Here is a 12,820-nt window from a genome sequence, read left to right as displayed (position 1 = left end):
AGGGGGGGGGCGCGGCGCGCATCACAGCACCCGCGACAGGAACGCGCGTGTGCGCGGATGGGCCGGCGCATCGAGCACGGCGGCCGGCGGTCCGGCCTCGACGATGCGCCCGCGCTCCATGAACAGCACGTTGTCGGCGACTTCGCGCGCGAAGCCGATCTCGTGCGTGACGATCACGAGCGTCGTGCCCGAGCGTGCGAGTTCCTTGATCACGTCGAGCACTTCGTTGACGAGTTCGGGATCGAGCGCCGACGTCGGTTCGTCGAACAGCAGCACCTTCGGACGCAACGCGAGCGCCCGCGCGATCGCGACGCGCTGCTGCTGGCCGCCCGACAACTGGCGCGGGTACGCATCGGCCTTGTCGGCGAGGCCGACGCGCGCGAGCAGCGTGCGCGCGGTGCGTTCGGCATCGTCGCGCGTGACGCCGCCGACGGCAACCGGCGCTTCGATCAGGTTCTCGAGCACCGTCAGGTGCGGGAACAGGTTGAAGTTCTGGAACACCATGCCGACGGCCGTGCGCCGCTTCAGCACGTCGCGCTCCTTCAGCTCGTGGAGCACGTCGCCGTCGCGGCGATAGCCGATCAGTTCGCCGTCGATGTCGATGTAGCCGTCGTCGACGCGTTCGAGATGGTTGATCGTGCGCAGCAGCGTCGACTTGCCGGAGCCCGACGGCCCGACGATCGCGGTCACGCTGCCGCGCGGCGCGACGAACGACACGTTGTCGAGCACGCGCTGCATGCCGAACTGCTTCGATACACCGTGCACGGCCACTTCGCCGCCGGTGCGCGGCGCGGCGTCGGCAGCGACATCTTCGCGGATAACACTTGCGGCCGGCGCGATCGCCGCCGCGCGGCGCGCCGCGGCACGCCGCCACAGCACGCCGATGCGCGCGAGCGCGAACGTGAGCACGGACGGCGGCGGATTGCGCAGCGCACCGCGCGCATAGTGCCGCTCGACCTGCACCTGGATCGCCGACAGCACGGTCAGGATGATCAGGTACCAGACGGTCGCGACCATCAGCAGCGGAATCACTTCGAGATTGCGGCGGTAGATCACCTGCACCGTGTAGAACAGCTCGGGCATCGCGAGCACGTACACCATCGACGTGCCTTTCGCGAGCGAGATCAGGTCGTTGAACGCGGTCGGCAGGATCGCGCGCATCGCCTGCGGCAGCACGATCCGCGTGGTCTGGCGGCCGCGCGGCAGCCCGAGCGCGGCCGCTGCCTCGAGCTGCCCCTGGTCGACCGCGAGAATGCCGCCGCGTATCACTTCCGCGGAAAAGGCCGCGTGGTTCAGCGTGAGGCCGAGCACGGCCGCGAGGAACGGGCTGATCAGGTCGGTGGTCGGCGCCTCGAACCACACGATGTCGGTGAACGGCACGCCGAGCCGCACGTGTTCGTACAGGTAGCCGAGGTTGTTCAGGATCAGCAGCAGCACGATCAGCGGAATCGAGCGGAACAGCCACACGAAGGTCCAGGCGCTGGCGGACAGCAAGCGCGAACGCGACAGCCGGGCCAGTGCGACGAACGCGCCGAGCGCGAAGCCGAACACCGCACCCAGCAGCGTCAGCAGCAGCGTGCGCGCGAGCCCCGACAGCACCGGCGGCGACAGGAACCATTCGGCGAACACCGGCCAGCCCCATTGCGGATTGCCGAGGATCGAATGCAGCGCGATCGCGATCAGCACCAGCGCGAGCACGGTGCCGGCCGTGCGCGACCGGTGGCGCGCGGGCACGATCCGCAAACGCGTGCCGGCGTCGCGCGCGCCGGGGGAAGAGAGCGGCGGCAGTGCGCCGCCGAGATGGGTCGTGTCGCTCATGTCGTTGGAAATCCTCGAGTCGTCGGGCAGGCGCGCCGCGCACGGGCGGCGCGGCGGCGTCAGGCGTGCGCTTCGGCCGCCGTTTCGTGCGGCGCGCCGGGCGCCGCATGGCGGCTTGCCTTGCGCGGCAGGCCGAGGTGGTCGCGCAGCGTTGCGCCGGGCAGGTCGCGGCTGTAGCGGCCGCGCGCCTCGAGCACCGGAATCACGAGTTCGACGAAATCGTCGACGCCCTGCGCCTGCACCGGAAAACCGAGGATGAAGCCGTCGCCGGCGCCTGCGTCGTGCCAGCGGATCAGTTCGTCGGCGACATGCTCGGCCGTGCCGATGAAGTTCGGGCGCGGCGTGGCGACCGCGAGCGCGGTTTCGCGCAGCGACAGGCCTTTCCGCTTCGCGTCGGCCTTGATCCGGTCGGTGGTCGAGCGGAAGCTGTTGCGGCCGAGGTCGCCGAGTTCCGGGAACGGCGCGTCGAGCGCGTACTGCGTGAAGTCGTGGTGATCGAAATAGCGGCCGAGGTACGCGAGCGCCTCGTCGATCGTCAGCAGGTCGCGGATCGCCTGGTATTTGTCTTCCGCCTCGGCGGCCGTGCGGCCGACGATCGGCCCGACGCCGGGGAAGATCTTCACGTCGCCGGCTTGCCGCCCGTGCTCGATCGCGCTCTGCTTCACGCGCCGCGTGAACGCGGCCGTTTCCTCGATCGACGGCGAATGCGTGAACACCGCGTCCGCATACTTGCCCGCGAGTCCGATCCCGGTGTCGGACGAGCCGGCCTGGAAGATCACCGGCTGCCCCTGTGGCGAGCGCTGGATGTTCAGCGGCCCCGCGACCTGGAAGAAGCGGCCGTGGTGGTTGAGCGTGTGGAGCTTGTCGCGATCGAAGAAACGGCCGGTCGCGCGGTCGCGCACGAATGCGTCGTCGTCCCAGCTGTCCCACAGGCCTTGCACGACGTCGAGGTATTCGTCGGCGATCTCGTAGCGCAGTTCGTGATCGGGATGCGCCTTGCCGAAATTCCTCGCGGTGCCTTCGAGCGGCGTCGTCACGACGTTCCAGCCCGCGCGGCCGCCGCTGATCGCATCGAGCGACGCGAGCTGGCGCGCGACCGTGAACGGCTCGCTGTACGACGTCGAGATCGTGCCCGCGAGCCCGATCTTCTTCGTCGCGACCGCCAGCGCCGACAACACGGTCAGTGGCTCGAAGCGGTTCAGGAAGTGCGGGATCGACTTCTCGTTGATGTAGAGGCCGTCCGCGACGAACGCGAACGCGATGCCGGCGGCTTCCGCCTTGCGCGCGACGCCGATCGCGAAGTCGAGGTTGATGCTCGCGTCCGGCGGGTTGCTCGGATGCCGCCATGCGTTCATGTGGCTGCCTGCGCCTTGCAGCATCAGGCCGAAGGGGATCGATCGTCGGGTCGTCATGGGAGCGTCACGCGTTCTGGTCAGGGGAGAGGGCGCGGTCGGCCGCGAGGGCCGCCTGCAACGGGGTGGCCGACAGCGCGCCGCCGAGCCATTCGGCCGACGCGAGCCGCGCCGCGTAGTCGGTCACCGGCGAATCGATCACGAATGCATCGACGTCGAGCCGCCGGCTCAACGCGTCGAGCGCGCGGTGGATGCGCTCGGGCGTATCGGCCAGCACGGTCGGGCGCAGTTCGTCGATCCGGTAGTCGGACGCGCCGCTTTGCCGCGCGAATTCGGCGGCCGCCTGCGCGCTGGCGAGGTTGAAGCTCTGCCCGCCCGCGAACTGCAGCTTGAAGATCTTCAGCGGCCCGATCAATTGCTCGGCTTCGTCGCGCGTCGGCGCGGCGACCGCATACAGCGCGACGAGCGGCTTCGTGCCGCCCGCGCCGCGGTATGCATCGAGCGAGCGTTCGAGATTCGCATCGTCGCCGTTGAAATGGCCCGCGTAGCAGAAGCGCCAGCCGTTGCGCGCGGCGAGCGCACCGCTTTCCGGCGAGCCGCCGAGCAGGATGCGCTCGGGCGGTTGCGGCGCCACCGGCATCGCGACCGCGCCGGCGAGCGGATGATCTTCGGCGACGCCCCAGCCGAGAAACGCGTCGAGCTCCGCGAGCTGGCCCGCGAAGTCGGGCTTGCGCGCCTTGTCGTGAAACCACTGCAGCGCGCGTGTGGTCAGCGGCAGGCCACCAGGCGCCTTGCCGATGCCGAGATCGACGCGGCCGGGCGCGAGCGCGGCCAGCAGCTTGAACGTCTCGGCGACCTTGAACGGGCTGTAGTGCTGCAGCATCACGCCGCCCGAGCCGATCCGGATCCGGGACGTATGCGCGAGCAGGTGCGCGACGACGATTTCCGGCGCAGAACTCGCGAAGCCCGGTGTGCCGTGATGCTCGGCGACCCAGAAACGCGCGTAGCCGAGCTGTTCGGCGCGCCGCGCGAGTGTGGTGGTGAAGCGCAGCGCGTCGGCGGCGGTCGCGCCGTCGGCGATCGGACTCTTGTCCAGCAGCGAAAGCGAATAAGACATGATGGGCGGCGTTCCTGCGTGAGCGTGGATGGGCGGTGGTGGCGCGCGGTGTTCAGCTCTTCGGCAGCCCCGGCGGATTCGTGCGTGACTGGTCGATCGCTTCGGACGCGAGGTTCCAGCGGTCGAGCACCTGCTGGTAGCGGCCGTTCTTGATCAGCCCGTTCAGCGCGACGGTCAGCGGATCGGCGAGGCCGCTGCCGCGACGCGTCGCGATCGCGATGTCGGCCGTACGCGGCCAGCCGCCGCTGATCGCGCCGACGAGCCGCGTCTTGCCTTGCTGCGCGCTCTGGTACGCGAGCACCGAGTTCACGCTGAACACCGCATCGGCCCGGCCCGACTGCACGGCGACGATGCGCATCGCCTGGTCGTCGTAGTACTGGATCTGCACCGGTTTCAGCCCGTGCGCGACGTTCTCGCGATCCCAGGCGAGCAGGATCTTTTCCTGGTTGGTGCCGGCGTCGGTCACGATGCGCAGGCCGGCGACGTCCTTCGGCTCGCGGATCGCCTGGATCTTGCTGTCGTTGCGCACGTAGAAGCCGACCTGATCCTTGCGATACGTCGAGAAATCGAGCTTCTGCTTGCGTTCCTCGGTGACGGTCACGTTCGAGATCACCGCGTCGACTTTCCCCGATTCGAGCGCGAGCGGCCAGTCGGCCCACGCGAGCGCGACGATCTTCAGCTTGCGGCCGAGGCTGTCGGACACGAGCTGGCCGATGTCGGCGTCGAAGCCGATCACCGTGCGCGCGTCGGTCGCATACGAGCTGATCGGCGGCAGGCTCGGCGCGATGCCGATCGTCAGCGTGCCGGGCTCCGCGAACTTGAACGACGCGGGCACCGCGCGCTCGACCGCCGCGTCCGCCGTGCCGCGCGGACGGCCGCGCTGCTCGGGGCTCAGGTCGAACGTCGCGGCGGCTGCCGCGGCAGCGAGGGCGGTGAGGCCGATCAGCGCGGCGGCCAGCGTGCGCACGGTGCGGGAAGAAAGCGGTACGGCTCGGTGCATGAAAACGTCCTGTGGTGGAAGGCGGAAGGCGAGAAATGAGGTGTCCGGCGCGGCGCCGTCAGCGCGGCAGCACCGGTTCGGGCACGGGCGCCCACAGGTCGGCGAGCGTCGAGGTGCGCGACGGATCGACGAGATCCTTGCCGAAGCGCAGGTGGAAATACGCTTCCGGGTCGAACGACGCATCGAACAGCCGCGTATAGCCGGTGCGGTCGTACAGCGCCCACGCTTCGGGCTGGCGAAAGCCGGTGGTCAGGTAGAGGCGGCGGTAGCCCTGCCGCGAGGCGCGCAGTTCGAGCGCTTCGACGATGCGTCGCGCGAGGCCTTGGCGGCGCAGGTCGGTGCGCGTCCAGATGCGTTTGAGTTCGGCGGTCTGCGCGTCGTAGCGCTTGAACGCGCCGCCGCCGATCGTCTCGCCGTCGCGCAGCAGCAGGACGAATGCGCCTTCGGGCGGCGCGAACAGGTCGGCCGGGTAGCGCGCGAGTTCGTCGCGCGCGGACGCGCGGCTGTCCGGGCGGTATGCGTCGTAACGGGTCGAATACTCGTCGATCAGCGCGTCGATCAGCGGTTGCGCGCGGACGTCGAGCGGCGTCGTGTCGATGATGCGGTCGTTCGTGGCCATGGGCATCGCGAAGGGCGCGCGATGCGGACGTTCCTGGCGGGGTGCGGGCACGCGGCCCGTCCGGTCTGTTCCGTTATCGCGGCGCGGTTGTCGTGATGGCGGCGGTTGCTGCGCATCCTGCGATGCCGGGGGCGCGCCGCCGCCGTTTCGAACACGTTAGCGGCGGGACGGGCAAAGGCGAACGAAGCAATTTCGATAAGGATTTCGCAGGCGGCGTCAGAAGGCTCGCAACCGGCGTGGGGTGGGGCAACCGGGTGCTGCGCGAAGCCGGGTCCGTTTGGCGGGTGATCGACGAAGAGGAAGGCGGGGGATTGGCCGACAGAAGCAGGCGGCGTGGCGCCGCGCCCGGCTATCCGGGCGTCGATCTTGCCGGTAGTATTGCCCCATGCCCCGTTATTGCCCGGCGTCGACGGCGCACGGCCAACCCATCCGGGACGACGGCGGCAGGCTCGTTGGAGGTCAGGTAACCGTTTCGACGAGACGGGCGGCGGCGGGGGCCGGGACAACGGCATTGACGGGAATGCATCATGGCATCCGAGTGGAAGCACCGCGTCAGACTGTTTGCGCAGCGTTTCTGGCAGCCGACCAGCGCATGCATGACCTGCATGCCGGGAAGCTGGGGCAATATCATGAGCGTTGCCCACTGGACCATTGCCTTTCATACCGGCCTGCTTACCGGACTCCTGGCCGTCCTCCTGACTTTCACGCCCGCGGCGAAACTCTACGCGCACCGATTCGGCAACGCGCTGGTCGTCGGCATCCTGACGACGCTGGGCGACGCGTATTCGCACACGAGTCACTACCGCATCCCCTATGTCGAGCACATCCTGACGGGCGTCATTTCAGGGCTCTTGGCGCTGGCAGCCTCCTATCTCCTCGAAGACCGCGCGCGACGCCTTCGTGCGATTTGGGCGCGCGTTTTCGGATAGCTTGCGCGCCGGCATGCCGAACCTGCCCGGTCGAGCGGAGCGGCGCCGACCTGACGACACGGGTACCTGGCTGCCGTGCCGGTCCGAACGGCGTTCAGGGGCCGCTTGAACATGCGATATTCTTCAATGGCCGTCGCGCGCGGATGATCGGCCAGCGCGCGTGCCGTCCGTCCCTGTCAAGACGTGGCGGCAATACCGGCGCAGCCGAAAGGGCTGACTCAAATCCGGTCATGACCATTCCAACAAGGGCAAAACAATGAGGATTTCGAGCGATGGCCTGACCCGTCCAGCGCGGCTGCTGCGACTCGCTTCATGGGTGATTGCAATCGTCTTCGCCGTTTTTCTGAACATGCTCGGCAGTCTCGTGATTCGCGACATGGCGTTCGCCCCGAGCGGCGGGCCGCCCGTCATCGAGCAATTCGCCGATGCGCCGACGAAAGCGCGACTGGACGCGGCGCGGCGCGATCTGCAGGCCCGGCGCGACGCGCTCGCCGAGCAGGCGAGCACGATGGAAGTGGCGCGCGGCCGCGCCGCGAAGGCGTACGCGGCCGAGAAGGAAAGCTTCCGCAACTGGCTGGCAACCCGCTCGGCGACGGGAGACAGTGCGAGGGACCCGGACATTCTGGCGAGAACCCGCAAGCTCGATACGCTCCAGGCGGTGGTGACCAACTGGCAGCATCAGATCGACGCGATCGGCGACCAGCAACGGGCACTGGCATCGCGGCAGACTGAAGTCGACACGCAGATCGCCGACGCGGACGCCGCCGCCGAAAAGCGCTTCGACGCGGCGACCCGGCATTACGAGTTGCAGGTGTTCGGACTGCGGCTGGCGCTGACGCTGCCGATCCTGCTGATCGCGATCGGGTTGTTCATCCGCTACCGCAACGCGCGCTATTGGCCTTTCGTCTATGGTTTCGGCCTGTTCGCGCTGAGCGCGTTTTTCATCGAACTGGTCCCGTACCTGCCGAATTTCGGTGGCTACGTCCGGGTCCTGGTCGGCATTGTGCTCACGGTATTCGCCGGTCTCTACATGATGAAGGCCTTTCAGCGTTATGCCGAACGCAAGCGGCTCGAACTGCAGCAGGACCAGGGGGAACGTGCACGGACGATCGGATACGAAAAGGCCGTTCGCTCGCTCGAGAAAAAGCGCTGCCCGTCATGCGACAAGCAATGGAATCTCGGCGGCGACGATGTCACGTTCTGCGTGCATTGCGGATTGCGGCTCTTCAACGTATGCGGATGCGGCGGCCGGAATTTCTATTTCTTCCCGCATTGTCATCAGTGCGGTGCGCCGCAGGGAAACACGTCGCCGGCGTCGTCCGATTGACGGCCGGCGTGCGGGCAACCCGCAATCGCAGCGGCGCCGACGCCGGCCGGCGGCTGCTTCGGCGCGCGGCCGACGAGCGTCGCCCCGCGACGGCGTTCAGGCCGCGGCCGCCCGTTGAATCGCGTCCTGCTGATCGCCACCCAGGATATCGACGAGATCGGTCAACATCCGCGCGAGTTCACCGGTCATCAGCGCGACGTCCGAGTCGAAGCGTTCGTCGTCGTTCTGGGCAGTGGGATCCGCGGCTTCCTTGATCACGTCGAGCGGCGTGACACGCTTGATCGTCAGCGACGGTGTCAGCACGAACGAGATCCTGTCGTTCCAGGTCATCGCGAGGCGCATGCACTGCTTGCCGGCCTCGATGTGCCGGCGCATGTCGTTCGTTTCCAGCGCGTGGCCGACGTATCGCACGGTGGCGCCGCCTTCGCCGGTCGAGCGCAGCTCGGCGTCCTGGTCCACGGTGAATCCGCCCGGCGCGTCCCCCGACAGCAGCCAATCCGTCATCGCGGCGACCGGCGACAGCGCCACCTGAACGCCGGCGAGCGGCAACTGATCGATCGATTTGACGAGCAGGCCGAGCACGTCGTCGGCGAGCGCCTGTGCTGCCGCATCGATGACGAGCCAGCCGTTCGCCGTATCGATCCACACGCGGGTGTCGCGGCGAATGGTGAACGCGCGCGGCAGCAGCTCGTCGGTGACCTGCTCCTTGAGTTCGCGCATCTGCTTTCGCCCGACCTTGAAGCCCTGCTGTTCCTCGACTTCAAGCGCCCGCGCCTTGGTCACCTGGTTGACGACGGATGCCGGGAGCAGCTTCTTTTCGGCGCGAAACACCAGCAGCATCTGCCGGTTGATCGAATACACGAGCGCGCCGTCGTCACGCGGCGACGCCCAGCCGTGGCGCTGCATCTCGAGGCTGTTGGCCGGCTGGAACGCGTGGGGCGCCAGCCATTTTTCCATCTGATCGGGGGTAACGGCCCAGGGCGCCGGAAGACGATGAAGCTGAAGGTTCTTGAACCACATAGGTGTACGGGCAAAGCGCGTCATTCTATATGACAGGGACGGCTTCAGCAGTGAGTAGCCGTCATCGCCCTCGACGGAAATGACGGCCGTCGGCCGGCGCGAAGCTGACGGGGGCAGTGCCGCTGGGCGATATGGGCTTCTGCGTCGGCCGCACCCTCAAGCCGCCGCGGATCGTCTTTTCGGCTCGGCGAGGTGCGCCAGTCCGAGGCCGTCGAGCACCTGCGCCTGAATCGAGGCCGATTGGGCATTGAGGGCGTCCGTACCGAATGACTGTCCGACGACCCAACGCGGTGGGCGCGTACCGTTTGCTTGTTCGACCAACTGCACGATCGCTTCGGCGACGTCGTGCGGATTCGGCGCGTCGTCGCTCGCGAACAGCGTCATCAGGGTCTCCACCATCTTGTCCGGAATCGCACCGACTTCACCGTAGCCGGGGGCGCGCGCGGCGTCGGAGGGCCGTTGCGCGCTCGCGAAGATATTCGTCGGATAGTTGCTGGGTTGAACGAGAACGACGTCGATGCCCAACGTCGACAACTCGTAGCGATAGCTGTCGGTCAGCGCTTCAAGCGCGAACTTCGATGCGCCATAGAGACCGAAGAACGGAAACGTCACGCGGCCGAGTATCGAGCCGATGTTCACGATCAGGCCTTCGCCCTGTTTCCTGAAAGTCGGAAGTACTGCCCTCGACGTTCGCTGGATGCCGAATACATTCACGTCGAAGAGTGCCTGTACCTGCTTCGCCGTGAACGCCTCGGAAATACCCGCCGATCCGATACCGGCGTTGTTGACCAGGACGTCGAGATGCCCGGCATCGTCCAGCACGGAAGCGACGGCGCGCTCGACGGACGCGTCGTCCGTCACGTCGAGTTCGACGACGTGCACGCCTGTTGCCCGAAGGGCGTCGGCATGCGGCCGATTGCGGCCGGCGATGTCGCGCATCGACGCGAATACGCGGTGCCCGGCCGCCGAGAGCGTCTCCGCCGTATCGCGACCGAAGCCGCTGCTGGCGCCGGTGATCAGAATGGTTTTGGACATGTCGAGTGTTTTCCAGCAAGCAAGGTTAGAGAGCCGCAACCGAATCGGCGTGAGCCTGTCCGATGCGGTTGAGATGAAACGTGCGACGTAATTGGAACCCCAGGCCCTCATACAGCCGAATCGCGGAAACGTTGTCGCTGAATACGTGCAGAAACGGTGTTTCGCCGCGCTGCCCGATTTCCCGCCGCAAGACGTTCACGAGCCGCCAGGCATGTCCGTTGCCGCGATGCGCGTCATCCACGCAAACGGCGCTGATCTCGACGTATCCGTCGATGCGCATGCGTTCGCCGGCCATTGCAACAAGACGTCCCCGTTCGCGAATGCCGATGTAATTGCCCGTTGCGACGGTCCGCTTGCCGAAAGGTCCCGGCTTGGTTCTCCGGGCCAGTTCGAGCATATCGTTCGCGTCGGCGGCGCCTAACCGAACGATTGCCTCGTTATCGCTCATTCCCGCATCGAGAGGCGAGGCGACCATTTGATGGATCACGCCCGCATGCTCTGTTTGAAGTCCGTCGACCGGGCCAATCGGTTCGACGGATAGCAAGGCGAGTTGCTCGCGAGGCCGTAAGAGGGCTTGGAGCGCCCGGTATGCGGCGGGCGTTTCGGCGGCCAGCGCGGCAAAAGGCGCCACATCGGGATGGTATCGACGCGCGAGCGCGTCACCTTGTCCGAGGTGCGCCTGCTTCGTCGTGAGGGCCAACCAGACGGGATGGTCGAGGCCGACAGGTTCCGAACCGCTCATGCTTTTCCCCTTTGCCAGGCAGCTGGAATCTTCGCTGCAATGCTGTGCAGTCTAGGTTTTCCCCGGAAAGCGGGCTATAGTCGTAAATGACATTAATGGATGTGTTTACGACATGAGATTATCCATTCTGGCCCTTGAAGGGCTATTCGACACCGGCCTTACGGTGCTGCTGGATACCTTCGCGATGGCCAATGAACTGGCTGCTGCGCGGGGCTTTGCCGTGCCGCCCTTCGACGTCGGGGTAGTGGGCGTACGCAGACGCGTCCGGACCGCGCACGGACTGTCCATGCTGGCGGAGCCGGCAAGCAGCGTACGCCACGTCGACTGGGTGGTCGTGCCCGCGCCTGGCATCAGACAGCCGGAGCGCCTGATCGAGGCACTGGAGCGTCCGGATGTGCGCGATGCAATGGCGCACCTTCGGGCGTGGCATGCCGATGGCGTCGGCGTCGCCGCCGCTTGCATCGGTACGTTCGTGCTGGCGGAAGCCGGGCTTCTGGATCATCGCGAGGCGACGACCACCTGGTCGCTCTCGCCGTTCTTTCGTCAACGTTATCCGGCCGTGGACCTGAACGATTCGCGCATGGTCGTCGCTGCGGATCGTCTGGTGACGGCAGGATCGGCAATGGGGCATCTCGACCTTGCGCTCTGGTTGCTGCGTCAAGCGAGTCCCGAACTGGCCACGCTCGTTGCGCGTTTCATGCTGATCGACAAGCGTTCGTCACAGGCCGAATACGTCATTCCGGATTACCTTGCGCACGCGGATCCGCTGGTCGCTCGATTCGAGCGATGGGCTCGCGAGAATCTTTCCGTGGGTTTTTCGCTTCAGACGGCCGCCGCCGCCCTGGCCGTCGGGCCGCGCACGTTGCAGCGCCGTACCGAGGCGGTACTCGGGAAGTCGCCCTTGGCGTTTTTCCAGGATCTCCGGATCGAACGGGCGCAGAATCTCGTGTCGATGGGGTACGACCTGGAAAGGATCGCAAGCGAGGTCGGCTATGCGGATGCGGCGACGTTGCGGGCTTTGTTGCGCCGCAGGCTCGGCCGTGGGGTGCGGGAGCTCCGGGCCAACAGCCGGCTGGGTCGTTGACCGTGAGGCGTCGACGAAGGCTGGATCAATCTCGAAAGCAATCCTGAATACATCCTGCGCGGTCATGTCGCACTGGGCCCGGTCCCGGGCAAGCTGGTGTCGCGTACGGCCTGAATGAATCCGATGGGCGACGCGTGGCCGTTTGCGCGACGTTTCGCCGATGCATCGTCCCGATCAAAAAGACGGGTGAATTCCATATCGATGGGATGTCGCGATTGTCGCTATTAATGTCATTTATGACTATGGCGAGGGCCTCGTCGCGCGTCTAGACTGCGAAGCATTTCCGGCAACCGCAGATCTGTCCTGCACCTTCAGTCCGACAGGGCCCATCCGATGACACACTCGCCCGAACTCCACCTGCTGACGCTTACTGCGATCGCGACGCTGCTGATGTGGATCCCCTACATGCTGGCCAGAATCACGACGCATGGCCTGATGGCGGCCTTGAACAATCCCGACCCGTCCGCTCCGCCCGGTCCGCTATGGGCAGAACGTGCACGGCGCGCGCATGCGAACGCGATCGAGAATCTCGCCGTGTTCGCCCCGCTCGTGCTGATGTGCGCGATGACGGGGGCGAGCAGCCCGGCGACGGTGTTCTCGGCCAGGCTCTATCTGGGCGCTCGGCTGATTCATTACGTTGTCTACGCCGCAGGCATTCCTGTCGTGCGCACGATCGCTTTCCTTGCCGGCTTCGCGGCGACGCTCACGTTCGCCGTGGTGTTGCTCGGACACGCGAGCTAACCGCCGCCTGTTTGCGTTTTACCCGTTCGCTTCTTT

12 protein-coding genes are annotated in these 12,820 nt (G+C 66.7%); 4 read left to right on the top strand and 8 right to left on the bottom strand.

Annotated elements, in window-relative coordinates:
- Positions 1 to 21: 21 nt before the first annotated feature.
- Genes HWX00_RS37185 through HWX00_RS20055 form a run of 5 tightly spaced genes read right to left on the bottom strand, consistent with a single transcriptional unit; the run spans position 22 to position 5,906 of the window.
- A complete protein-coding gene (locus tag HWX00_RS37185; protein WP_124609821.1) occupies positions 22 to 1,818 on the bottom strand; it encodes an amino acid ABC transporter permease/ATP-binding protein in 1,797 nt (598 codons plus the stop codon).
- 59 nt (positions 1,819 to 1,877) lie between these two features.
- Positions 1,878 to 3,230 (bottom strand): LLM class flavin-dependent oxidoreductase, encoded by a 1,353-nt coding sequence (locus HWX00_RS20070; RefSeq protein WP_034191329.1) that lies wholly within the window; start codon positions 3,228 to 3,230, stop codon positions 1,878 to 1,880.
- A 7-nt stretch (positions 3,231 to 3,237) separates the two neighbouring features.
- Positions 3,238 to 4,287 (bottom strand): LLM class flavin-dependent oxidoreductase, encoded by a 1,050-nt coding sequence (locus HWX00_RS20065; RefSeq protein ID WP_034191330.1) that lies wholly within the window; start codon positions 4,285 to 4,287, stop codon positions 3,238 to 3,240.
- Positions 4,288 to 4,339: 52 nt separating this feature from the next.
- Positions 4,340 to 5,287, bottom strand: coding sequence for an ABC transporter substrate-binding protein (locus HWX00_RS20060; RefSeq protein WP_175027802.1), 948 nt, complete (start codon positions 5,285 to 5,287; stop codon positions 4,340 to 4,342).
- Positions 5,288 to 5,345: 58 nt separating this feature from the next.
- Positions 5,346 to 5,906 (bottom strand): GNAT family N-acetyltransferase, encoded by a 561-nt coding sequence (locus HWX00_RS20055; protein WP_175027801.1) that lies wholly within the window; start codon positions 5,904 to 5,906, stop codon positions 5,346 to 5,348.
- Positions 5,907 to 6,433: 527 nt separating this feature from the next.
- Here HWX00_RS20055 and HWX00_RS20050 point away from each other — a divergent pair.
- Together HWX00_RS20050 and HWX00_RS20045 are read left to right on the top strand one after the other, a co-directional pair.
- Positions 6,434 to 6,835 carry a hypothetical protein gene (locus HWX00_RS20050; protein ID WP_049030614.1) on the top strand — a complete coding sequence of 134 codons (402 nt, stop codon included), beginning with the start codon at positions 6,434 to 6,436 and terminating at the stop codon, positions 6,833 to 6,835.
- A gap of 256 nt (positions 6,836 to 7,091) precedes the next feature.
- Positions 7,092 to 8,162 carry a hypothetical protein gene (locus HWX00_RS20045; RefSeq protein WP_175027800.1) on the top strand — a complete coding sequence of 357 codons (1,071 nt, stop codon included), beginning with the start codon at positions 7,092 to 7,094 and terminating at the stop codon, positions 8,160 to 8,162.
- A 96-nt stretch (positions 8,163 to 8,258) separates the two neighbouring features.
- On the opposite strand, the gene HWX00_RS20040 is transcribed toward HWX00_RS20045, so the two are convergent.
- From HWX00_RS20040 to HWX00_RS20030, 3 genes are all read right to left on the bottom strand, one after another.
- Positions 8,259 to 9,182: a recombination-associated protein RdgC gene (locus HWX00_RS20040; RefSeq protein ID WP_175027799.1), complete on the bottom strand. Its 924-nt coding sequence runs from the start codon at positions 9,180 to 9,182 to the stop codon at positions 8,259 to 8,261.
- A 156-nt stretch (positions 9,183 to 9,338) separates the two neighbouring features.
- Positions 9,339 to 10,217 (bottom strand): SDR family oxidoreductase, encoded by an 879-nt coding sequence (locus HWX00_RS20035; protein WP_124669972.1) that lies wholly within the window; start codon positions 10,215 to 10,217, stop codon positions 9,339 to 9,341.
- 25 nt (positions 10,218 to 10,242) lie between these two features.
- Positions 10,243 to 10,959: a GNAT family N-acetyltransferase gene (locus HWX00_RS20030; protein WP_175027798.1), complete on the bottom strand. Its 717-nt coding sequence runs from the start codon at positions 10,957 to 10,959 to the stop codon at positions 10,243 to 10,245.
- 112 nt (positions 10,960 to 11,071) lie between these two features.
- Here HWX00_RS20030 and HWX00_RS20025 point away from each other — a divergent pair, with 112 nt between their 5' ends.
- Positions 11,072 to 12,043: a GlxA family transcriptional regulator gene (locus HWX00_RS20025; RefSeq protein WP_059556559.1), complete on the top strand. Its 972-nt coding sequence runs from the start codon at positions 11,072 to 11,074 to the stop codon at positions 12,041 to 12,043.
- A gap of 333 nt (positions 12,044 to 12,376) precedes the next feature.
- Positions 12,377 to 12,784: an MAPEG family protein gene (locus tag HWX00_RS20020; protein ID WP_175027797.1), complete on the top strand. Its 408-nt coding sequence runs from the start codon at positions 12,377 to 12,379 to the stop codon at positions 12,782 to 12,784.
- The last annotated feature ends 36 nt before the right edge of the window (positions 12,785 to 12,820 follow it).

The sequence above is a fragment of the Burkholderia seminalis DSM 23518 genome (assembly GCF_902832885.1).
Lineage (GTDB): Bacteria > Pseudomonadota > Gammaproteobacteria > Burkholderiales > Burkholderiaceae > Burkholderia > Burkholderia seminalis.
Note: the sequence above shows the minus strand (reverse complement) of the source record. Positions and strands in the feature narration are given on the sequence as shown.

Bases quoted from the DNA above. Each gene is read 5' to 3' on its own strand.
- HWX00_RS37185 (WP_124609821.1), bottom strand. From the start codon at position 1,818: ATGAGCGACACGACCCATCTCGGCGGCGCACTGCCGCCGCTCTCTTCC.
- HWX00_RS20055 (WP_175027801.1), bottom strand. From the start codon at position 5,906: ATGGCCACGAACGACCGCATCATCGACACGACGCCGCTCGACGTCCGC.
- HWX00_RS20050 (WP_049030614.1), top strand. From the start codon at position 6,434: ATGGCATCCGAGTGGAAGCACCGCGTCAGACTGTTTGCGCAGCGTTTC.
- HWX00_RS20020 (WP_175027797.1), top strand. From the start codon at position 12,377: ATGACACACTCGCCCGAACTCCACCTGCTGACGCTTACTGCGATCGCG.
- HWX00_RS20025 (WP_059556559.1), top strand. From the start codon at position 11,072: ATGAGATTATCCATTCTGGCCCTTGAAGGGCTATTCGACACCGGCCTT.
- HWX00_RS20040 (WP_175027799.1), bottom strand. From the start codon at position 9,182: ATGTGGTTCAAGAACCTTCAGCTTCATCGTCTTCCGGCGCCCTGGGCC.
- HWX00_RS20060 (WP_175027802.1), bottom strand. From the start codon at position 5,287: ATGCACCGAGCCGTACCGCTTTCTTCCCGCACCGTGCGCACGCTGGCC.
- HWX00_RS20065 (WP_034191330.1), bottom strand. From the start codon at position 4,287: ATGTCTTATTCGCTTTCGCTGCTGGACAAGAGTCCGATCGCCGACGGC.
- HWX00_RS20070 (WP_034191329.1), bottom strand. From the start codon at position 3,230: ATGACGACCCGACGATCGATCCCCTTCGGCCTGATGCTGCAAGGCGCA.
- HWX00_RS20045 (WP_175027800.1), top strand. From the start codon at position 7,092: ATGAGGATTTCGAGCGATGGCCTGACCCGTCCAGCGCGGCTGCTGCGA.
- HWX00_RS20035 (WP_124669972.1), bottom strand. From the start codon at position 10,217: ATGTCCAAAACCATTCTGATCACCGGCGCCAGCAGCGGCTTCGGTCGC.
- HWX00_RS20030 (WP_175027798.1), bottom strand. From the start codon at position 10,959: ATGAGCGGTTCGGAACCTGTCGGCCTCGACCATCCCGTCTGGTTGGCC.